Origin of the sequence: Aquimonas sp., from assembly GCF_044377145.1 — a bacterium.
GTDB lineage: Bacteria > Pseudomonadota > Gammaproteobacteria > Xanthomonadales > Xanthomonadaceae > Aquimonas.
Window position 1 is genome coordinate 1 of record NZ_JBILJQ010000068.1, and the last position, 20,301, is coordinate 20,301.

The 20,301-nt window shown below is 67.2% G+C and carries 19 protein-coding genes; 7 read left to right on the forward strand and 12 right to left on the reverse strand.

Translation table 11 applies throughout. The annotated features are described in order from the left end of the window. The 3 genes from ACIQ7H_RS17410 to ACIQ7H_RS17420 form a co-directional block, all read right to left on the reverse strand. The coding region (locus tag ACIQ7H_RS17410; RefSeq protein ID WP_395793844.1) for a hypothetical protein at positions 1–957 on the reverse strand (957 nt) is incomplete at its 3' end. A gap of 176 nt (positions 958–1,133) precedes the next feature. After that, positions 1,134–2,231, reverse strand: coding sequence for a DNA glycosylase AlkZ-like family protein (locus ACIQ7H_RS17415; protein WP_395793846.1), 1,098 nt, complete (start codon positions 2,229–2,231; stop codon positions 1,134–1,136). A gap of 141 nt (positions 2,232–2,372) precedes the next feature. Beyond that, positions 2,373–4,208, reverse strand: coding sequence for a hypothetical protein (locus ACIQ7H_RS17420; protein ID WP_395793848.1), 1,836 nt, complete (start codon positions 4,206–4,208; stop codon positions 2,373–2,375). A 291-nt stretch (positions 4,209–4,499) separates the two neighbouring features. On the opposite strand from ACIQ7H_RS17420, the gene ACIQ7H_RS17425 reads away from it, so the two are divergent. Next, positions 4,500–4,697, forward strand: coding sequence for a hypothetical protein (locus tag ACIQ7H_RS17425; protein WP_395793850.1), 198 nt, complete (start codon positions 4,500–4,502; stop codon positions 4,695–4,697). A 176-nt stretch (positions 4,698–4,873) separates the two neighbouring features. Here ACIQ7H_RS17425 and ACIQ7H_RS17430 read toward each other — a convergent pair whose 3' ends face one another. After that, a complete protein-coding gene (locus ACIQ7H_RS17430) occupies positions 4,874–5,770 on the reverse strand; it encodes a LysR family transcriptional regulator (RefSeq protein WP_395793852.1) in 897 nt (298 codons plus the stop codon). Positions 5,771–5,866: 96 nt separating this feature from the next. Here ACIQ7H_RS17430 and ACIQ7H_RS17435 point away from each other — a divergent pair, with 96 nt between their 5' ends. The 6 genes from ACIQ7H_RS17435 to ACIQ7H_RS17460 all read left to right on the forward strand — a co-directional run bounded on the left by ACIQ7H_RS17435 (position 5,867) and on the right by ACIQ7H_RS17460 (position 12,769). Further along, the gene (locus ACIQ7H_RS17435) at positions 5,867–7,342 is read left to right on the forward strand and encodes an NADP-dependent isocitrate dehydrogenase (RefSeq protein WP_395793854.1); all 1,476 of its coding nucleotides are present in this window, start codon (positions 5,867–5,869) and stop codon (positions 7,340–7,342) included. A gap of 147 nt (positions 7,343–7,489) precedes the next feature. Next, entirely contained in the window at positions 7,490–7,687 is a 198-nt protein-coding gene (locus tag ACIQ7H_RS17440) for a hypothetical protein (protein ID WP_395793856.1), read from the forward strand. 376 nt (positions 7,688–8,063) lie between these two features. Further along, positions 8,064–9,188 carry a mannan-binding lectin gene (locus ACIQ7H_RS17445; protein ID WP_395793858.1) on the forward strand — a complete coding sequence of 375 codons (1,125 nt, stop codon included), beginning with the start codon at positions 8,064–8,066 and terminating at the stop codon, positions 9,186–9,188. 209 nt (positions 9,189–9,397) lie between these two features. Further along, positions 9,398–10,735 (forward strand): hypothetical protein, encoded by a 1,338-nt coding sequence (locus ACIQ7H_RS17450; protein ID WP_395793860.1) that lies wholly within the window; start codon positions 9,398–9,400, stop codon positions 10,733–10,735. Positions 10,736–11,142: 407 nt separating this feature from the next. Continuing rightward, a complete protein-coding gene (locus ACIQ7H_RS17455) occupies positions 11,143–12,561 on the forward strand; it encodes a GGDEF domain-containing protein (RefSeq protein WP_395793862.1) in 1,419 nt (472 codons plus the stop codon). A gap of 76 nt (positions 12,562–12,637) precedes the next feature. Next, positions 12,638–12,769: a hypothetical protein gene (locus ACIQ7H_RS17460; RefSeq protein ID WP_395793864.1), complete on the forward strand. Its 132-nt coding sequence runs from the start codon at positions 12,638–12,640 to the stop codon at positions 12,767–12,769. A 382-nt stretch (positions 12,770–13,151) separates the two neighbouring features. Here the strand turns inward: ACIQ7H_RS17460 and rsxB are convergent, their stop codons facing one another. The 8 genes from rsxB to ACIQ7H_RS17500 all read right to left on the reverse strand — a co-directional run bounded on the left by rsxB (position 13,152) and on the right by ACIQ7H_RS17500 (position 20,219). Next, entirely contained in the window at positions 13,152–13,685 is a 534-nt protein-coding gene (gene rsxB, locus ACIQ7H_RS17465) for an electron transport complex subunit RsxB (protein WP_395793866.1), read from the reverse strand. 102 nt (positions 13,686–13,787) lie between these two features. Beyond that, positions 13,788–14,432 (reverse strand): endonuclease III, encoded by a 645-nt coding sequence (gene nth / locus ACIQ7H_RS17470; RefSeq protein ID WP_395793868.1) that lies wholly within the window; start codon positions 14,430–14,432, stop codon positions 13,788–13,790. 379 nt (positions 14,433–14,811) lie between these two features. Continuing rightward, positions 14,812–15,495: an electron transport complex subunit RsxE gene (gene rsxE, locus ACIQ7H_RS17475; protein WP_395793870.1), complete on the reverse strand. Its 684-nt coding sequence runs from the start codon at positions 15,493–15,495 to the stop codon at positions 14,812–14,814. After that, complete coding sequence (rsxG, locus tag ACIQ7H_RS17480) at positions 15,476–16,141, reverse strand: electron transport complex subunit RsxG (RefSeq protein ID WP_395793872.1); 666 nt, start codon at positions 16,139–16,141, stop codon at positions 15,476–15,478. Before rsxG ends, rsxE begins: the two co-directional genes overlap by 20 nt. Beyond that, a complete protein-coding gene (locus ACIQ7H_RS17485) occupies positions 16,138–17,169 on the reverse strand; it encodes an RnfABCDGE type electron transport complex subunit D (protein ID WP_395793874.1) in 1,032 nt (343 codons plus the stop codon). The genes rsxG and ACIQ7H_RS17485 overlap by 4 nt, the downstream gene beginning before the upstream one ends. Then, the gene (gene rsxC, locus ACIQ7H_RS17490) at positions 17,166–18,692 is read right to left on the reverse strand and encodes an electron transport complex subunit RsxC (protein ID WP_395793876.1); all 1,527 of its coding nucleotides are present in this window, start codon (positions 18,690–18,692) and stop codon (positions 17,166–17,168) included. Before rsxC ends, ACIQ7H_RS17485 begins: the two co-directional genes overlap by 4 nt. A 5-nt stretch (positions 18,693–18,697) precedes the next feature. Next, complete coding sequence (gene asd / locus ACIQ7H_RS17495) at positions 18,698–19,549, reverse strand: archaetidylserine decarboxylase (protein WP_395793878.1); 852 nt, start codon at positions 19,547–19,549, stop codon at positions 18,698–18,700. A gap of 10 nt (positions 19,550–19,559) precedes the next feature. Then, a complete protein-coding gene (locus ACIQ7H_RS17500) occupies positions 19,560–20,219 on the reverse strand; it encodes an SCO family protein (RefSeq protein ID WP_395793880.1) in 660 nt (219 codons plus the stop codon). Positions 20,220–20,301: the final 82 nt, after the last annotated feature.

Genomic DNA, 20,301 nt, shown 5'->3' on the forward strand with positions numbered 1-20,301 from the left:
CCATCGTGACCCTGCCCAGTGAACTCGGAAGCAACGAGATCGCAAGCATGAGCGAATCCGCCACTCAGGAGAACGAATGACAGCTATCTGGTGAACAGGCTGTCTCAAAGGGGTTGACGCGTTCCGGCTGTACCAGCGCGCGCTGCCGACGCGGGTGTAGGCCGTCGAGTTCAAATCGTTGATGAAGCCCGAACCGACGCGCGCCTGCACACCTTGGATGGTGCCGCTCAACGAGCCGGCCGGCGCGCCATAGAACGGCGTGCCGTAAGTGTGCACGGTCATGATCTGCATCTGCGCCAGCGTCGGGAAGTCCGGATCGCCGAGCGACGACTTGGCGATGGCTTGACGGACGATGAGTCCGCCCAGCGAGTCGGTGATGACGTGGATCCGCCGTCCCGAATCGAGGAACTCCCTCGCCGCTGCCCAGGCAAAGCGATAGGCGACGTGGGTCATGCTGGTGTCGTAGGTCAGCAGTTGGATGTTGGCCGGTCCACCCTGGCGCGACACGCCAGCGTCGCCCGCGAAGTTCTTGGTGTAGACGGTGCTGGCCAGATTGCGATCGCAGTTCTTGTTGTCGCTGTAGTAGCCGATGGCCTGGACGCGGCCGGTGTGGCCGTACGCGCGCAGTGCATTGCGCTGGTTTGCCCAGTTGGCGGTGCAATCCCAGGCGTCGCCTTGGCCGCTGCTGTTGGCCTTGTCGTTGTAGCCGTGCAGCAAGAACACGCTGTCGGTTGTCGCGGCTTCAGATGGAGCCGCGAACGCCAGCATGGCGGCGGCGATGGCTGCAGTTGTGAAGATCCTGAACATTGCGCACTCCCGGGGTTGGTGGTTCGGAGAGAGAACAATGTGCAAAAGCTGCCATCGCGGTCTTGCAGGAATGCGCGCGCGGGTTGCAGAAATCTTGAGGGCTGCGTGTTCAGTGCCGGATGCAATAAAGGACTGGCCGCGCCCTCCCACCCGCGAAAGGAAGGCTGTCGCCCGGCCTGATGCAAACGCAGAGCGCTACGTCGCCGAAACCCCAGCGATCAGAGACTGATTCACCGAATCCCCTGACGGGAAGTGCTGGGCGGCGAGGGGAAGGAAGTGCCAGCGCGCACGGCCCCGGCATGGCTGAGCGCCCTGCCTGCCCAGGTTCAGTCGGGCGAAGAAACGTCCAGGAAACTGGCCAGCCGCGCCAGCTCGGAGTCCAGCGCTGCCGCATAGCCCGACTCGCGCGGCGGCCGCCCGGCCACATAGCCCAGATGGGCCTGCAGCCGCCCGTCTGCCACCGTCAGGTTGCCCCAGCCCAGCACCTGGCCGCGCCACAGCAGCGGCAGCGCGTAGTAGCCCATCCTGCGCTTGGGCGCAGGCGTGTAGGCCTCGAAGCGGTAGGCCCAGCCCCACAGCTGCTCGAAGCGCAGGCGGTCCCAGACGATGGGGTCGAAGGGCGCCAGCAGGCGCAGCTGCTCATCAAACTGCCAGCGCTTGGCGGCCGGGTTTTCGCCGGGTGGCCAGAACCAGCGCATGCCATCGAGCTCGACCTGCGGCAGGCGTTCGCGTGCGCGCTGCTGTGCCCGTCTCATCTCGGCGCGAAGATGCGGTGCGCCGTAGGCCAGATGGCTGCACAGCTGGCCCAGGCTGCGCGCCGGCAGCGGCGCATATTTGGCCAGCACCAGATCGATCAGCGCATCGGCCTTCTGCGCATCGCTGCGCTCGTCAGGCACATGGCACACCGGCGCATAGACGCGCAGGCCGTTGACCCGCCGCGCCACGCGCAAGAGGCCGCGGTAATGCATGCCGTCCAGCAGATGGGTCACCGCGTTCGAGCTGCCGCCCCAGGCATTGCGCGTGCGGCCGTGGTCGAAGCTGGCCTGCACCTCGCGCGGGCCGGCCTCGCCACGCTCGCGCACAAAGTCCAGCACGGCAGCCGCACGCTGTCGGGTGGCGGCATCCCAGTCTCGGCGGGCGCCACGCGGATGCATCAGCGCCAGGTGTTCACGCGGCAGAAAGCCGTAATTGACCAGATAGTCTTCATCCACCCGCAGACGCGGATAGCGTTGTTCGAGATCGCCGGCACGGTAGTCTTTCACGCGCAACCGCAGCGTCAGGTCCTGTGCCCGCGCCGGCGCGCGGATCGGGTCGGCCTGCACAAAGCCCAGGCGCCGGATCGCCTGCGGCAGCGTGGTCGGCGTGAACAGGCTGCGCGCCACCGCATGGCGGCGCAGATCATCCACGGTGACGGGCTTGCTCAACAGCTCACTCCCATTGCCAGGCGTTCCGGCGTCTTCGGCAAAGTCCAGCCGGCATCGCGCCCATCGAAATCGAGCTCATCGATCGCGGGCGAGCGCATCGTGCTGATGGGCCTCCCACAAGCTCCGCGACCTTCCCGAGAATCACGGCACACACGCCAACCCGCGCGTCCCGGCCAGTTGTTGCAGCGTTCGCTCGCCGCCCCCGTAACCGGCAATCGTGGAGCTGTAGGTGAGCGTCGCCCGTGCGCAGCTACTGAACTCCAGCGAAAGCGTTCCCCAGGGTACGCGTTCAACCGATAGCGGATTGAACAGCGCGCCAAAGCGCGTGCCGCGGGTGAGCACGGCGTTGCCCTGAAAGCGCGCGCCGTCGAAGGCGCCAGTCGCGAGCAGCCATACCTGCTTGCCGGGATCGGCAGGGTCGTAGGTGTACCAGGTCACCAGCATTTGCCCGCCCTCGACCGCGAGCACCAGCAAGCCCTCGCCATCGCGCGCCGGGTCATACCAGGCGCCGCTGACGCGTCCGTCGGTGGGCAACTGGCTTGAGCGCTTCAGCTCACGCACGGCATAGCTCTGGTGGCGAATGCCCTCGCTGCGCAGATACACCATCGCGGCGGTAGCGGTCTTGTTGTCGCCCGGCGCGCTGCCCAGGCCCTGGTTCCACACCGACCACAAGCCGCGCTCCCAAGCCGGGCGCGACAGGCCTTCGGCATCGGCCAGTTTCCACAATGCGGTGGCGAATGCGAACGGAATCTGCGAGCTGCCGGTACTGCCTTGGGCGAGCCCACTCTGGCCCAATTCGGTGCCGAGGTTATCCATCATCGCAAGCGCATAGCGCCGCGTGCGCGCAGCCCACTCGCTATCGCCGCGGCTCTTGAACGCCAGATGCGCCTCGACCATCGCCCAGCTGTTCATTGCGTGATACCAGGGCAGCGCGTTGTGCGCGTCCCACACGCGGCCCGGGACGCGCGCCGCCGGCGCGGCGAGGTCGGCAAAGCGCACCGTCAGCCCGTCGATGACGCCGTCGCCGTTGTCGTCCATCAGCACGGCGGGCAACAGGTTGCGTTCGAGCTTGTCGATCAAGCCATCGCGAAAGCGCAACTCGCCAGTCCAGTCATACAGCGCCGCGAGCAGCCAGATCAACTTGGCGGTGTAGTTGTGATTGCGCACCGGCGGCTCGGCGAGCGCGAACTCGCCGGCCGCGAGCGCGGCGCGACGGTAGCGTTCGCGCAAGGCTGGATCGCTGCTCGCCAGCGCCGCTTCGATGAACATCACGCCAGCCCAGCTGTGATCGAAGGCTGCGCCGCCATCGCGGATCGGCGGGTCGACCACATAGTCGCCGACCACAAATCGTTCGTTCGCGAAACGTCCGCTTTGGTAGGTGACGCACAGCTGTGGTGCCGTGCTGCAGGCGGCCGCGACACCCTCGCCAACAACACCCGCGACGAAGCAACTGCCCGGTTGGCTCAAGCGTTCGGCATAGCCGAACAGTCCCGTCCAGGTGGCTTGTCGTCCCGGCGTGCGCGACGCGAGGTACTGCGTTTCCAGCAGGTTCGCGCTGATCGCCTGCAGGGCAGCGGCATCGAAAGTTCGCCCAAACCCAACCGCCAGCCAACCGCCCAAGGCGTAGGCGCCGCCGGCGCGACCCAAGCCTGGACACGCGTCGTAGACACTGGGAGCGGCGGCGGCCGAATCGACGTGCAGCTGCCACTGCGCGCGCAACGCCGTCTGGCTCGGCGCAGCGAGATCGTTGGCGCCGTAGCCGTAGGCCAGCTCCGCGCAACCCAGCTCAACGCCGCGCGTGGTCTGTGCCGCGCGGATCGCGGCCGTTACCTCTGCCGCTGTGCCTTGCAGCATGGCCAGTTCAATCGCAGTTGCCTGCGCCGCGGTGCCGTAGCGGTTGGCGGTGCACACCAGCGGCGCTGGTTGCGCATGGCCTAAAGCGTGCCAGAGCAAACCCAAGCTGATCAGCGCACGCATGGTCGTCTCCTGTCGAGCCTTCTTGAACGGTAGTCGCCTTTCCAAGTCGACAAGGTGGCCTATCGCCCAATTGTGCGCGGCGACTGTCGGATCCCGCAGGCTTGCGTTCGCCGCGCCGTCGGGGATCAGCGGGAACTGGCCGCGGTCTGCGCAGGTGCGTCTGCCCGGACGGTCGAAATCTCACGTGTGGAACCCGGATCCGCGCCCAAGCTGCACCCAAACCGGCCTTGATGCGACCCTCGCCTAGCCGGCAGGCTGGCCGCAAAGGGCGTTTGAACTTCCTGCGCGCGTGTGCTGCCGCTGCACTTCAAGGGCGGCGATGGCTGGGAGAGCCTCGGCCTGACCGGCAACCAGACCATCGACAGCCTGCTTGCCGAGGACATCAAGCCGCAAGGCGGGGCTCGAATGAACATCAGCCGTGCCGATGGCAGCAGGCAAGAGGTCCCCCTCGTGCGGCGCATCGACACCGCCATCGAAGTGGACTACTGATTCCACCGCGGCATCCTGCCTCTTGTGCTGCGGCAGTTGCAGGCCGCCCAAGGCGGTTTCGTCCTCTCGGAAGGCGCCTCTTGAGGCGCCTTTTTTTGGCCAAGCAGGTCGGGCGATAGGCCGTGCGCCAAACAGTGCGCCAGGCCGTCGAGCCGCGCTCGACGAATCATGCGGCGCTATGGCCAAGCCGCCAGCAAGGCCTCGGCAGCACGGCTCAGCCGGCGTTCCTTGTGCCACACCACAAACCACTGGCGTCGAATGGGAAAGCCCACCGCCTTGAGTTCGATCAGCCCAGGGTGTTCGGCGCCCAGGGTGTGGCGGCTCAGCACGGCCAGACCGAGCCCGGCAGCTACCGCATGCTTGAGCGCCTCGTTGGAGCCGAGCGCCATGCGTGGCTCCCAAACAATGCCGCGGCTGCTCAAGAACTGATCGGTCGCCAGCCGTGTTCCCGAGCCCTCCTCGCGTGCCAGCCGCGGCTCTTTGGCCAAGCGAGCCAGCGCAATGCTCTTGCGTCCGGCCAAAGGGTGGCTGCGCGGCGCCACCAGCACCAAGGGGTTCTCCAGCAAGGGGCGCCGGAGCAGAGGCACATCGGTGGGCGGCATCATCATCACCGCCAGTTCTGCGCCGCCGTCGCGCAGCCGGCGCACCACGGCGTCGCGGTTTTCCACCGCAAGTTGGATGTCGATGCCCGGGTGCGCTTGGGCGAAGGGGCCAAGCAACTCGGGCAGAAAGTACTCGGTGGTGGTCACGGCCGCCAAGCGCAGCAAGCCGCTCTTGAGTCCGCGACGGTTGGCCAACTCATCCTCGAAGCGCTGCCAGACGGCAAACAGTTCGCACACCGTATCGCGAAGCAGCGCGCCCTCCTCCGTCAGCCTCAGGCCACGACCCGCCGGCTCAAAGAGCTGCAAGCCGGTGTTTGCCGCGAGCTCGCGCAGCTGCATGGAAACCGTAGGCTGCGCCAAGTGCAAATGGGCAGCTGCCTTGCCCACGGCGCCCAGGCGTGCAACCGCCTCGAAGCTGCGCAGTTGCACCAAGGTGGCTCGGATTCCAGGTAGAGCGTCGGGTTTATTCATCGCTAAATCCAATGTGAATCATCAAAACAGATTCCTTTTCAGTATGCCTTGGTGCGGTCACAGTGCGACCCCATCGACACCCGAACGGAGCAAGCCGTGCCCAACAAGACCCCCATCACCGTGGCCTATGGCGACGGCATCGGCCCGGAGATCATGGCCGCCACGCTGCGCGTTCTTGAAGCTGCCGGCGCGCAAATCGCCCCCGAAGTCATCGAAGTCGGTGAGAAGGTGTACCTGGGTGGCAACACCAGCGGCATCGCCTCTGAAAGCTGGGCCAGCCTGCGCCGCACCAAGGTCTTTCTGAAGGGACCGATCACCACTCCACAAGGGGGTGGCTACAAGAGCCTGAACGTCACCATCCGCAAAACATTGGGCTTGTTCGCCAATGTGCGCCCCTGTGTGAGTTATGCGCCGGCGGTGGCCACGCTGCACCCGACGATGAACCTCGTCATCGTGAGGGAGAACGAAGAAGACCTGTACGCCGGTATCGAGCACCGCCAAACCGACGAGGTGTTCCAGTGCCTGAAGCTGATCACCCGCCCCGGCTGCGAGAAAATCGTCCGTCATGCCTTCGAGTACGCCCGCAGCAACGGCCGCAAGAAGGTCACCTGCATGACCAAAGACAACATCATGAAGATGACCGATGGTCTTTTCCACAAGGTGTTTGACGAAATCAAAGCCGAGTATCCAGAGATTGCGACCGAGCACCAGATCATCGACATCGGCACTGCCCGCTTGGCCACGCAGCCCGAGCGCTACGACGTCATCGTCACGCCGAACCTCTATGGCGACATCATTTCCGACGTGGCGGCGGAACTGACCGGCTCGGTCGGCCTGGCCCCCAGCGCCAATATTGGCGAGCATGTGTCGATGTTCGAGGCCATCCATGGCAGCGCACCCGACATCGCCGGACAAGGCACTGCCAACCCCTCGGGCCTGCTGCTTTCGGCGGTGATGATGCTGGTGCACATCCGCCAAAGCGACGTGGCAACGACGGTGCACAACGCCTGGCTGCGCGCCATTGAAGACGGCTTCGTCACCGGCGACCTCAAACCCACAGTCGATGGCCGTGTGCTCGGCACTGAAGCGTTTGCCGCTGCCGTGATCGAGCGTCTGGGTCAGGAACCGCGCCAGTTCAGGCCTGTGCACTATGCGGATGCACCGCAGCCACGCGCCACCGCCAAACCGCTTTACACCCGCGCCAAGCCGGCCGCCAAGCGCATCGTGGGCGTGGATGTATTCGTGCACGCCGCCGACATGAGTGCCGACTTTTTGGCCGGTCGCCTCGCCACCCTCACCCACCAGCCCAAGCCGGCGGGCTTTGGCCTGCAGATGATCACCAACCGCGGCGTCAAGGTCTGGCCCGGTGGTTTCTCAGAGACCTTCTGCACCGACCACTGGCGCTGCCGCTTCATGGGTGTGGACGGCGACGGCAAGCCACGCACGGTGAACCACATCGACATCGTGCACTTGCTGGAAAACCTGGTCTCCGACGGCTTGGACTTCATCAAGACCGAGCACCTGTGCGAGTTCGATGGCGAGCCGGGCTTTGCGCTCGGACAGGGGCAGTAAACAAGAGCCAGCAACCGGAGTCCGCCATGCGCTCGAAGCCTGACTTCGCGGCGCTTGGTGGCAGGAGTGTTTGGCCCACGCCCGGCGCGGCAATGGGTGCTGAGCGTTGCGCACCCTCGGCGCTTTCTGTTCGCCAGCAAGCCTGACGTGATCGGCCCGGTGCGGGGCATCGTGCAGCGTCTTATCGCGGGCGCGCTGGCCGATCAAGCGGGCGTCGAGCGCACCAAGGCGAAGCGCGGCGCGGTCGCGCTGATCCAGCGCTTCGGCAGCGCGCGCAATCTCAACGTGCATTTCCCCATGCTGTGGCTCGACCAGGTGTACGAGGCAAACGACTCGCAACCGTAGCGCAAGCCGCGCCTGCACCGAGCCCGCGCACCGCCCGCTGCGGCCGCGTGTCGGCCCAGTGGCCACGAAGCCTGACCTGCGTGCAGTCGACGGGTCGAAGACGAAACCAGCAGAACTCGATGCGGCAACGATCCCGCAGGCTTGCGTTCGTCTCGGCGTCGGGGATCAGTGAGAACTGGCCGCGGACTGCGCAGGTGCGTCTCCTCGCACTGTCGAAATCTCACGCGCAACGCCCCGGTACGCGCCCAAAAATCACCCAAATCAACCCTTGTGCGACCCCCGCCTACTCGGCAGAGTGCGTGAAGAGGGCGTTTGAATCTCCTAATGCGCCACTCTTCGCGGTCACCTCACTTTGCCGCAATCCAGGAGGCTCGTCATGAAATGCATCGGCCACGCAACGCCGAGTATCGCCATCGCCATCGCCATCGCCATCGCCATCGCCCTGATCGCCTGCACCGATCTTGCCGCGCAGAACGTTCTTGGCCCCGACGCCACCGCCACCGGGGTCACGATCACCAACGCTTCCAACGCGTCCGTCTACGCAAACATGGTGTTGGGCCAACCGCCCGCGTCGCCGCCCGCCGGGTGCACCAGTCTGGGGACGCAGATCGTCAGTCTCACCGACGCCAATCTGGTGTTCACTTCGAGCGTCGCTGGCAAGACGGTCGCGTTTACGCCGGTGTCCGGCGTGACCGACAAAGGCTCGTATCAGATGGACAAGGGCGAGACCATTACCTATGTCCCGCAAACCAGTGCTTGCGGCCAGTCGAGTTGCAGCCCGGCCGTTACGTTCAACTATTTCTTTACGACCGGGAACACCGGATTCAGCAACAACAACGGCTGCAGCAACAGCGCGTTCCCGAACGCGACCAATCTTGCGGAAGTGTCGATCAATTTCGGCATCAACGGCTCGGTCGGCACCACCTGCGCCAATGCGGACGACACCGACATCAGCGCGGTCAATGGCGTCAACGCCCTCTTGAAGGTCACGACGGCCGGCAGCGGCTGGCCGGCCGCCACCAGCACGGCGCAGAACGGCCCGCTGGGGCAAAACGCCAACAAGCCAGGCGTCTTCGGCTGGGCCGCCACCAACTGCTCAGGCAGCAGCGCCAACGCGGGATATCCCAACCCCTCGGCGACCTGCGCTGCACCGCAGAACGCGCCGCGCGCGCCTGCCGGGTCCGATCCGATGTGCGCCACGCCGGGCGGCTTGACCTATGCACCTATCGTTGGACCGGATGGCACCAAGTACTGCGACGAACGCAGCGATGCCGGCACCTGCAACAACCAGCGCAGCGCGTATGTCACCGGCGGCAACGTGCAGATCGCCTACCTTGGCCCGGCTGACAGTTGCACCGATGTCAACGCGGGGCCGATTTTCGACAGCGCGCAAGCCCAGCAAGTCTGTCCAGGCGTTTGCACAGCGCCGCAACAATGGAATGGACAGTGGACAACCACGCAACCCGGCGTGATGTCGGTGTGCGGGTGTTGCGCGCCATGATTGGGTGCGGTCCGTCACCACGATCCCGTCCTAGTACCACAACGGCCCGGCCTCCAGAGCTCAGGTGTTTGTAGCTCTTGCTCATACGAAAACCTTGGTCCAACCGCGGAGGGGTGTTGAACTTGGAGGTTGGGACTAGCCCCGCAACCACGGGAGCACCTTGGGCGCGCAGAAACCGTGCGGCCTTACTGGCCCTTTTGCCGCTGGTGGTGCTTGCGCTGGGCGCCTGCGTGTACTGGGTCTACCTCGTTGCGCACATCTCGCTGGGCGCCGTGGCACTGTTTTTTCCGCTTGCCGTGCTGGTGCTGCCTACCAGCTTCGGCTTGTGTCTGAGCCTGGTCGTGGCGACTTTTGGTGGCCTCGGGTCGCTTTGCACCATGCTGTGGATGGGTGCCAGCGCGCGGCGCTGGCTATGGGCCGCACCGGCCGCGCTGCTGGGCTTTGCCTACATCGGCATGTGGCCATTCTTGCGTGACAGTCTGGCCGAGCTGGTAGGCGCGGGCTTCAGCGTGGACTGGGCCGCCGCGGCTCTGCTGGCGAACGGGGCCTTTGCGCTGGTAGCGGGCTTGATGGCAGTGCTCATTGTGTTGCCCGAGCGAGCAGCGCCGCGCTATGCCGTGTGGCGTGGGCTGGTCGGCATTGCTTTGGTCTGGGCTGCTTCTTTCTCAGCCCTGGGTCCGGCGCTGGGCTGGGTACGCGAGGATCTCCAAAGCCGATCCATCAGTCTGGTGGACGAGATTTCTACCGAGGGCAACCGCAACCCGATCGTGGTGGCTGTCTGTGCAGGGCGCTTGGCCGAGGCTGCCGAGTTGATTCGGTCGCAAGGCCGCCAGTTGGGCGAGGGCGATGTGGATGCGCTCCAGTCCCGGTGCTTGAGGACAAACACCTCGCGTTTTTACGCGGAGCGCGTGGGTGTGGTGCTGGACGCGATCTTGGCCTGGGAGGCGCGCGGTGCATCGCAGGTACCGCAGGTTTGCACTTCGCGCCAGAAGTCCTTGCTGCGCAGGGTCTATGAGAACGACTTCCCCGATGCTGCCATGCAGGCTTTCGCGGCACGTGGTTTGCCCATCGTGTGCCCCTTGGGGGCCCAGGAATCCGAGCCGGTCTGGTGGTCTGTTGTCCATAGCGCTCATGAGCTGGATGCGCAGAGACTGACGCGCTTGCAGGCGCTTGGCATCGATCTGCAGCAAACCGATAACCAGGGGCTGGGTTTTGTGGGTGCCAATCCCAACGGCCTCATTGACGCCTCGTTGAGTGACGCTGCGTTGCTGCGTCTTGCTGAGCTGGGGCTGCGCGATCAACCGGGTGGGCAAACGCCGCATGCGCTGGTGATCGAAGTGATGAAGCGCCGCCATGGCTTGGGTGCCGGCGATGCGGCTTCGCCCGATCTCTTGCGGGCCTTTCAGCTGGTGGGCGAGCCGACTGACGCCCAGCTGCGTGAGGTGTTGGAGCGGGCACCCTTCATGCTGCGGGCCTACAGCGACACCCAGCGGGAGCGCGAACCGCAGTTGAGGGATGCGATCGTGCGCCGCTTGGGGCATCAGTAGCGTGCGCTGCCTGGGTCCGCCCACGCGAGCAACGGAATCGCCGCGTCAGGGCGCGCAATCGATGGTCGATCTCGGCGCAGGGCATAGCACTACCAGCTCAAGACGCCGCGGCGGAATGGCATCACGCATGTCGAACGGGATAGCGTCCACTTCATCGCCAAGCTGCCCGTGCGGGGCCCGCCACCACGCGCCTACCTGACCCTGCTACGGCGTATTCGCCTCCAACGCGAACCAGAGCGCTCGGTTGACGCGATCGAGCCGCGGTGAACGATCTGCGACCCAGGCAGAGGCGGCCGATGTCCACGCGAATCAGGACCACGGCCCACCCCCCGAACGCCGCCGCGCAATGTTCTGATCGCAACGGCTAAAGCGCGTATTCGGCATCGACGCGAATATCTGCATCCACTGTGGCGGCACGGAGCAGCGGCCAAAACCGGGCCTTGTGCGACGGCCGCCCAGCCGGCACAGTGCCCGAAAAGGGCGTCAGAACTTCCTGCACGCTCGCGCTGCGTTCTATCCCCGGTCTTGTTTCTCAGCTCGGGTCGGTGCCGGTTCCATTCCGCCGCTCGCCGGCAACAGACGCAGTCAAGCGGCGCCCCTTGGGCACAATTGCGGCTTGCCGCTCACCTCACGCTGCCTTCTTCCGCCGCCCCATGGACCCCATCAGCATTTTTGCCATTGCCGCTTTGATGATGCTGGCCAATGGTGGGGTTCTGGGCCTGATGCACAAGGATCTGCCCGAACCGATGCGGCCGGCGGCTACGAGCTGGCGCATTGCCACCCTGCTGCTGGCTTCGGGAACCATTCTGTTTGCAGCACAGGGTTTGCAGCCGCCCGCCTACACCCTGGCCCTGGCCAATGCGCTGGTGATGTTCGGGTTCACCGGCTACTTGCGCGCGCTGCGGCAGTTCTATGGCCAGAAGGACCGGCTGTGGGTGGCCGCGCCTGCGCTGCTGGGCACGGCGGCCGTGTTCTGGCTCACGCTGGGGGCGAACGATGTGGCCGGGCGCATCCTGGTCGTGTCGGTGGTCTGGTCGGCGCTGCTGCTGGCCTGCATCGCCCTGCTGGTCTCACAGGAGCGGCGTGATGAGGCGCGCAGCCGGCGGGTCATGGCGGCGCTGTTCACGGTCGTGTCGGCCTTCGTGCTCTTCCGCGCCGGCTACTTCGTCGCAGTGGGTGTAAACCCGGCCTTCAGCGTGCACTGGGACGGCGCCTGGATGAACCTGGCCACGCCGCTGGTGGTCGCCACCCTGCCGGTGATCGGCACCACGGCCTTTCTGCTGCTGTGCTCCGAGCGCATACGCCGGCAATGGGAGCGGGCCGCGTCCACGGACTATCTGACCGGCCTGCCCAACCGGCGCACCCTGGTGGAAACCGGGGAGCGGCGCTTCGCGTCGGCACGCGTCGCTGGCGGGCTTGCCGCGTCCGGATTCGCTCTTGGCGTGGTGGATATCGACCACTTCAAGCGCATCAATGATGAGCACGGCCATGAGATCGGTGACGTGGCGCTCAAGCATGTCGCCGCGCTACTCCAGTCGGCCTGCCGGGGCGCCGAGCTGCCGGCGCGCCAGGGCGGGGAAGAGTTCGTCGTGCTGTTCGAGGACCTGAATGCGCAGAGCGCGCAGGCGGCCGGTGAGCGTCTGCGCCAGGCGGTCGCCCAGTCGCCCTTCATGGCGGGCGATCTGGTTCTGCCCTTGACGGTGTCGATCGGTCTGGCGGTGCTGCAGGAGGCGGACGCGAACTTTGACAGCATGCTGCGGCGCGCCGACGAAGCGCTGTATGCCGCCAAGGCAGCCGGCCGCAATCGCGTCGAGCTCGCCCGCTGAGCCGCCCACGTTCTTCTGCTTGCTCTATCTGCCGCCGAATAGACCCGCGCCGCGCGCCGGGCCACAGCGGCCCATCATGCAAGCCAGCGCCGCCCACATCCGGCAGACTGCCCGAAATGGGCGTTCGAGCTTCCTGCACGCCACTGACTGCGAGCACAGCCGGGCGCTCGCCAGCGAGATCGGCGACTACATCGCCATCGCCCGATAGCAGCGCGACAGCCGCGACTGCGACCTCGGTGCACTCACCGACCAACGCCCGTGCACGCTGAAGCTCGCGCTCGGTTTACTCGAATCCGGCGAACGCTACTGCGCTTGCGCCCACGGCATCTGGGTGGCGTTGGCGTAAAACCTGGTGCCCTTGCCCAGGTCCAGCCTTTCGAATCGGCCATGTCGCCAGCTCCGCTGATCTCCGATCCGCGTGGACCGCGCGGTGCTGAGGCGTGAAGCCGCGCCCTGCGAATGTGTGGCGCCGACTCCCTCGTGTTTGTAGCGATTCGGCAGCGGAACGGTCTGCGCTTCGTAGCAGGGCTTCCGCTGGCGGGTGTCGGTTTGGCGGATCGGGGATTGCCGGGCAGCGCTTGCGTTTGCGGCTACACCAGCACCAGCGGAATGCTCCGCCACGCGCGTGCAGGTGGTGACAGCGGACGCATCTCGATGCAGTCGACCGGGCAGGGCGGCAGGCACAGGTCGCAGCCGGTGCAGAGTTCGGGGATGACGGTGTGCATGCGCTTGGGCGCGCCGACGATCGCATCGACCGGGCAGGCCAGGATGCACTTGACGCAGCCGATGCACAGCTCCTCCAGGATGAAGGCGACGCGCGGCGCTTGTTCTGTGCCATGCGCTTCGCTCAGGGGCTTGGGCTCGCGGCCCAGCAGCTCAGCCAGCGCGCGGACGCCGGCTTCGCCGCCCGGTGGACATTGGTTGATGTCGGCCGCGCCGCTGGCGATGGCCTCCGCGTACGGCCGGCAGCCGGGGTAGTCGCACTGCCCGCACTGGGTTTGCGGCAGCAGCGCATTGATCTGCTCCACCACCGGATCGACCGTCACCCGGAAGCGGCGCGCGGCCCAGCCCAGCAGGGCGCCGAGGGCGAGGGCGAGCAGGGTGAGGGCGATCAGGCCGGGCATTGGGTGTTCGGGATTCGGGATTCGGGATTCGGGATTCGGGATTCGGGATTCAGAGCGGGCTGGGGCGGTGTGAAGGCCGCGCGTTTGCTGGCGGGTCTTGTGTCACTGCGGCGTTCGGCTGCCCTTGCGGCTGAAGTTGCACAAGTCGTGCACCACGCACTGGGCGCAGTCGGGTTTGAGCGCTTTGCAGACGTAGCGGCCGTGCAGGATCAGCCAGTGGTGGGCGTCCATCAGGTAGGCCTCCGGCACCCGTTTCAGCAGGGCGTCTTCGACGGCGCGCACGTCCTTGCCCGGGGCCAGGCCGCTGCGGTTGGCGACGCGGAAGATGTGTGTGTCGACAGCCATGGTTGGCTGTTTGAACCAGGTGTTCAGCACCACATTGGCGGTCTTGCGGCCGACCCCCGGCAGGGCTTCCAGCGCCTCGCGCTCGCCGGGTACTTCGCCGCCGTGCTGTTCGACCAGGATCCGGCAGGTCGCCAGCGTATTGGCCGCCTTGGCGCGGAACAGGCCGATCGTGCCGATCAGTTCGCGCAGGCGCTCTTCGCCGAGATCGAGCATCGCCTGGGGCGTGCGTGCGAGCGGAAACAGGCGCCGGGTGGCCTTGTTGACGCCGACATCGGTGGCCTGGGCCGACAGCAGCACCGCGATCAACAGTTCGAAGGCGCTGCCGTATTCCAGCTCGGTCTTGGGCTCGGGATTCAAGTCGCGCAGGCGGCGGAACCACTCGGCGCGCGCGCTCGGGTTCATCGGCCGGCTGGCCGGCGTCTCTGCGGTGGGCGGCAGGGCCGCCGGCTTCGGCGTGCGCTTGGCTGCCGTGGCGCGCGGGGTGGCTGTCGTTGACTTGGACTTGGGTGCGTTCTGACGTTTCGAAGCGGCGTCCTGGGCGCCGCGCGTGGATCGCGTTGTCTTGGACTTCGTTGCGCTCGGGCTCTCATCGGGCGTGGCCGTTGTTGACCGCGGCGAGTGCATGGGCGTTTGCGGTGCCGGTCGGCCTGGCTTGCGTGCTGGGTTCGGGCTCATGGGCGTGGATTGAGAGTTCGAGGGCGTGCGCAGGTGCAGGCCGCGGCGGAGTTTAGGTGGAGTTGCGTGCCGACACGCGGCTGACCGAACGCACGCGCCCTCGCGCTCAGGTCTGCTTGGACGGATGCGCGGGCGCCGCGCCCACCGAGTGCACACGCTGCGGTCGCTGCAGCCAACGCTGCCGCGCCGCGATCAGCAGGCCCAGCAGCACGAATGCACCTGGCGGCAGTGCGGCGATCAGCAAGCGATGGCTGCTGAACTGCAGCTCCAGCGCGGGCAGGCCGAGCAGGGCGCCGGCGCCGGCAAACACGCTGCCCTGGCCGATGCCTTCGCGCAGCAGGCCGAGCAGCAGCAGTACGCCGAGAAATCCCAGGCCCATGCCGAGCGCATCCAGCGCCGCGCGCAGCGGGTCGGCCCGGCTCGCGAAGGCTTCGGCGCGGCCGAGAATCGCGCAGTTGGTGACGATCAGCGGCAGGAAGATGCCCAACACCTTGTGCAGCTCAGGCAGGAAGGCGTGCATCGCCAGTTCGATCGAAGTGACCACCGCGGCGATCACCATCACGAAGGCGGGGATCCGCACCTCGTTGACGCTGAGCCGGCGGATCAGCGCGATCGCCACATTGGTGCCCAGCAGGGCCAGCAGGGTGGCCACGCCCATGCCCAGCGCATTGACCGCCCCGGTGCTGACGGCCAGCAGCGGGCACAGGCCCAGCAGTTGGACCAGGCCGACGTTCTGGCTCCACAGGCCGGCCTCGACCAGGTGGCCGGCTTCAGTTCGGCTGGGGAGCATCGGCGAACTCCAGTTGGCTGCCGGCTGGGGCGCTCAGAATGGCGCTGCGATGACGCTGCAGGAAGGTCAGCGTGCGCGCCACCGCCTGCACCACGGCGCGCGGGCTGACCGTTGCGCCGGCGAATTGATCAAAGCTGCCGCCGTCGCGTTTGACCGTCCAGCGCGCGGGCTCAGGCGCGCCGAGTGAGCGACCGACAAAGCCATCGACCCAGTCGCTGCGCTCGCGTTCGATCGGGTCGCCAAGGCCGGGCGTCTCCTTGTGGCGCGTCACTCGTACCGCCAGCACCTCGCCCTCGGCATCGACACCGATCAGCAGCTCGATACGGCCGCTGTAGCCGTCGGGCGCGGTGGCTTCCAGCGCCAGTGCGCTGTCGGTATCTCCACGGCGGCCGCGCCAGGCGCGCGCTGGCTCGGGCCGCCCCAGCCACAGCGGCGCGGTGATCCACACCGAGTCGGCGATCGGGTCATTGTCGTACGCGCTGGCCGGCAGCACGACGCTGAGCGCAGCGCGTTCGGCCGCGGCGCGGGCCTCGGCAATCGGTTCGCGGGTCAGAGCTTCGACCAGGCTCAGCAGGCCCACCGCGATCAGAGCGCACAAGCCCAGCAGCAGCGCGGCCCGACCCAGGCCCGCGGGCGTGGTACTCATCGCGCTTCACCGTAGATGCGTGGACGCGTGTAGCGGTCGAGCATCGGCGCGGCGCAGTTCATCAGCAGCACGGCGAAGGCGACCGCATCCGGATAGCTGCCCCAGCGGCGGATGATCAGGGTCAGCACGCCGACCCCCGCGCCGAAGATCAGCCGCCCGCGTGCGCTGGCGCAGCCGGAGACCGGATCGGTGACGATGAAGAACGCCGCCAGCACCAGTGCGCCCGAGAACACGTGCTGCAGCGGGAACGGATGCACGTCAGGCTCCAGCGCCCACAGCGGCAGGGTCAGCAGCACGACGCTGCCCAGTGTCGCCAGCGGCGTCTGCCAGGGAATCTTGCGCCGCGCCAGCAGCCACAGCCCGCCGAGCGCATAGAAGTTGGCGATCCACTCCCAACCCTTGCCGCCGAAATCACCGAACAGCGGCGCGTCGCGGATCTCGACCAGGGTCTGGCCCTGAGCGCTGAGCTGGCGCACGGTGTCCAGCGGGGTGGCCTGGGCGAGGCTGTCCCAGCCCGGCGCGGGCGCGATGCCGATCAGGATCGCGTTGAGGCTGGCCGCAAACCCGGGCGGGTCCAGCCCCAACCCGCGCGGCGCCAGCCACTGGCTGAGTTCGAACGGAAAGCTGATCAGCACCACCGCGTAGCCGACCATGGCCGGGTTGAACAGGTTGTAGCCGAGGCCACCGTAGGCGTGTTTGGCCAGGCCGATCGCCGCCAGCATGCCGATCGCGGCGATCCACCACGGCGCCAGCGGCGGCAGGCACAGCGCGAACAGCACCGCCGCCAGCACCGCACTGCCGTCGCTCAGAAACGGCTGCAGCGGCCGCGCGCGAAGCTTCAGGCAGGCGGCTTCGACGATCAGCGCAAAGCTCACCGTCAGAACGATCTGCACCATCACGCCGGGTCCGAAAAAATACACATGGGCGGCGATGCCCGGCAGCAGCGCGGCCAGCACCTCCAGCATCAGGGCGCGCACGCTGCCGCGCGAAGGCAGATGCGGTGCGGTCGCGGTGCCGAAGGTCTTCATTCGGCCTCCTTCGGCGCAGCAGGTGCCTTGCGCGCTTTGGCCTTGGCCAGGGCGGCCGCAATCGCCGCGGCGCTGGCGGCTTGCTTGCCGGCCACCGCGCGGCTGGAAGCGAGTTCCTCGCGCTCGCGCAGCAGGCGCTCGGTGCGCGCTTCGAAGCGCTGCCGCGCCGCGGTCGCCTCACTCTCGCGCTGGCGCTGCACTCGCAGCGCAGCCTTGCCGGTGCGGAATTCGGAGACCAGCGGAATCGCCGAAGGACAGGCCAGATCGCACAGCCCGCACTCGATGCAGTCGAACAGACCTAGCGTGGCCGCGTGCTCGAGCTCATCCCCGCGCAGCGCGTGATGCAGCAGCTGCGGCAGCAGTTTGGGTGGACACACCTCGGCGCAGTCGCCGCAGCGGATGCAGGGCATCGGCGCCTGCGCCGGCGGCAGGCTGGCGTGATCGAGCACCAGCACGCAGGTGCTGGCCTTGACGATCGGAAAGCCGTCGTCCGGCAGGCTGACGCCCATCATGCCGCCGCCCATCACCAGCCGTTCCGCATCAGGGCTGTAGCCACCGGCCTCGTCGACCAAGTGCTCGATCGGCGTGCCCAGCGCCACCCGCCAGTTGCCGGGCGCGACCACGCCCGGCCCGGTCAGGCTGACGATGCGCTCCACCAGCGCCTGGCCTTCGACCACGGCGCGCCAGGCCGCGGCGGCGGTGCCGACGTTGTGGACCACGATGCCGAGATCCTGCGGCAGGCCTCCGCGCGGCACCTGCAGCCCGGTCAGCACTTCGATCAGCTGGCGCTCGCCGCCCTGCGGGTAGCGGGTCGGCACCTCGACGTACTCGATATCGAGCGCATCGTCCTGCTGGGTATCCAGTGCGGCCAGTGCGGCCCGCAGGGCGTCGCGCGCGGGCGCCATGCTGTCCTCAATCGCCACGATCAGGCGGCCGGCACCCACGATCCGCGCCAGCAGCTGACCACCGCGCAGCACCGCCGCGGCGTCTTCGGCCAGCAGGCGCTCATCGCAGGCGATCCAGGGTTCGCACTCGGCACCGTTGAGGATCAGCGTGTGGCAGGGCCGCTGCAGCTTGTCGGCGGTCGGAAACACGGCGCCGCCCAGGCCGGCGACACCGGCCTCGATCAATCGGGCTCGCAGTTCGCCGGGATCTGCCGCGCGCCAATCGTCAATGGGCGTGAACGAAGCGGCAGCGAGCGGCGCCTCGGCATCGACACGCAGGATCAGCGCGAGGTCGATCTCTCCCGGCGCATGCGGCAGTCCGCGCGGCTCGATCGCTTCGATCACGCCGGCAGCCGGCGCATTCAGGCAGGCGCCGCCGTCAATCTCGGGCCGGGCCAGCACCTGATGACGCCGCACGCGCTCGCCGACGCTCACCACCGGCTGCAGCCGGCCGCGCGCATGCATGCGCAGCGGCAGCACCAGTTGGTCAGGCAGCGAACAATCGCGGATCGGCTGCAGCGGCAGCGCGCCCTTGCGTCCCGCCAGCGGCAGCCCACCGTGGAAGCGGTAGAGCTGCACGGCCGTCAGCTTCCGCGAGCCCAGCCCAGCCGCTGGCCGACGCGCACCGGATTCTCCGCGAACAGCCCATCGTCGAGCTCGAAGCCCTCGCGCGGCAGACAGACGATCACGGTCGAGCCCATGTTGAAGCGCGCCATTTCAGCGAAGCGATCAAGCGTGATGTTCCGGCTGCGCAGGTCGCGACGAACGATGCCGGAGCCGTAGGGCGGAATCTCCACGCCACCCCAAACGGTTTCAACGCCGGATACAAGCATTGCGCCGACCATTACTACCGCCATCGGCCCGCGGTCGGTTTCGAAGCGGCAGACGAGGCGCTCATTGCGTGCGAACAGGCGCGGGATGCCGGCCACCGCGAACGGTGCCACGCTGAACAATCGGCCCGGGATGTGCACGGTTTCGATCAACCGCCCGGCCCAAGGCATGTGCGCGCGGTGGTAGTCGCGTGGCGACAGATAAACGGTGATGAAGTGGCCGTCGGCGAACGGCGCGGCGGCGTCCTCGCTGCCCAGAAGTTCGGCCGCGGTGTAGCTCTGGCCCTTGGCCTGGAAGATCCGTCCGTTCTCGATCCGCCCGAGCTGGCTGATGCGGCCATCGGCGGGCATCAGCAGGGTATCGGCGGCCGGGTCGGGGAGGCGCGCGCCGGCTTTGAGCGCGCGAGTGAAGAAGGCGTTGAAGTGCGGGTAGTCTTCGAGCTTGGACGAAGCGGCTTCGTCCCAGTTCACCGCAAAGCGTGTGCTGATCTGGCGGATCAGAAAGTTCTTCCACGCCTTGATGCGGACCCGCGTGGCCCACAGCACCAGCCGTGACAGCAGACGGTGCGGCAGCGCGTACTGCGGAATCAGCGCGAGCTTGCTCATGCCAACTCCTTCAGCCTGCGCTGGCAGCGCGGTGGGCGATCAGCGCGCGCAGATCGGCCGCGATCTTGGTCGGGTCGAGCGGCGGCCGGACCAGCCCGACCTGTTGGCCTTCCGGGTTGATGATCGCCACCGAGGCCGAATGGTCAACGGTGTAACCACCGCCCTCCAGCTCCGACTGCATGTAGACCATGCCGAGGCTGCGGGTGAACGGCAGCAGGGCGGCGTGATCGGCACTGACGCCGCGCGCCGAGGCATCGAAGTACTGGGCGTAGTCGCCGGCCAGCTTGGGGCTGTCGCGCTCGGGGTCGACCGACACAAACACGATCTGCGGACGCTCGATCTCGGGCAGATCCGTCATCTGCGCGCGCGCCTTGCCGAGATCGGCCAACGTGGTCGGGCAGATGTCCGGGCAGTGGGTGAAGCCAACGAAAACCAGGCTCCAGCGACCGCGCAGATCGGCCTGGGTGAAGTCACGGCCGTCGTCGGCGGTGAGCTTGAAGTCGGGGATCTGCTTGAACTGCGGATACAGCAGGCTGTTCTGCATCTGCGGCAGCTCAGTCGGCGCGAACACGCGCTGACCCGCGAACAGGCCGATGCCAGCGGCCAGCGCGGCGACCAGCACGGCGATGGTGGGCAGCTTGCCGCTGCCGGTGGGGGCGGGGGTATTCATGGGGCGCAAGTATACGGGGACAGTCCGTGGACCCGGCGCAGGCATTGCCTCGAGGTCTGGCGATGATGCCGGCTGACCGCAG

Excerpts from the sequence above, each read along its gene's own strand:
- ACIQ7H_RS17420 (WP_395793848.1), bottom strand. The coding sequence starts at position 4,208 with ATGCGTGCGCTGATCAGCTTGGGTTTGCTCTGGCACGCTTTAGGCCAT.
- ACIQ7H_RS17445 (WP_395793858.1), top strand. The coding sequence starts at position 8,064 with ATGAAATGCATCGGCCACGCAACGCCGAGTATCGCCATCGCCATCGCC.
- ACIQ7H_RS17485 (WP_395793874.1), bottom strand. The coding sequence starts at position 17,169 with ATGAAGACCTTCGGCACCGCGACCGCACCGCATCTGCCTTCGCGCGGC.
- rsxE (WP_395793870.1), bottom strand. The coding sequence starts at position 15,495 with ATGCTCCCCAGCCGAACTGAAGCCGGCCACCTGGTCGAGGCCGGCCTG.
- asd (WP_395793878.1), bottom strand. The coding sequence starts at position 19,549 with ATGAGCAAGCTCGCGCTGATTCCGCAGTACGCGCTGCCGCACCGTCTG.
- ACIQ7H_RS17460 (WP_395793864.1), top strand. The coding sequence starts at position 12,638 with ATGCAAGCCAGCGCCGCCCACATCCGGCAGACTGCCCGAAATGGGCGT.
- ACIQ7H_RS17430 (WP_395793852.1), bottom strand. The coding sequence starts at position 5,770 with ATGAATAAACCCGACGCTCTACCTGGAATCCGAGCCACCTTGGTGCAA.
- rsxB (WP_395793866.1), bottom strand. The coding sequence starts at position 13,685 with ATGCCCGGCCTGATCGCCCTCACCCTGCTCGCCCTCGCCCTCGGCGCC.
- ACIQ7H_RS17500 (WP_395793880.1), bottom strand. The coding sequence starts at position 20,219 with ATGAATACCCCCGCCCCCACCGGCAGCGGCAAGCTGCCCACCATCGCC.
- nth (WP_395793868.1), bottom strand. The coding sequence starts at position 14,432 with ATGAACCCGAGCGCGCGCGCCGAGTGGTTCCGCCGCCTGCGCGACTTG.
- rsxG (WP_395793872.1), bottom strand. The coding sequence starts at position 16,141 with ATGAGTACCACGCCCGCGGGCCTGGGTCGGGCCGCGCTGCTGCTGGGC.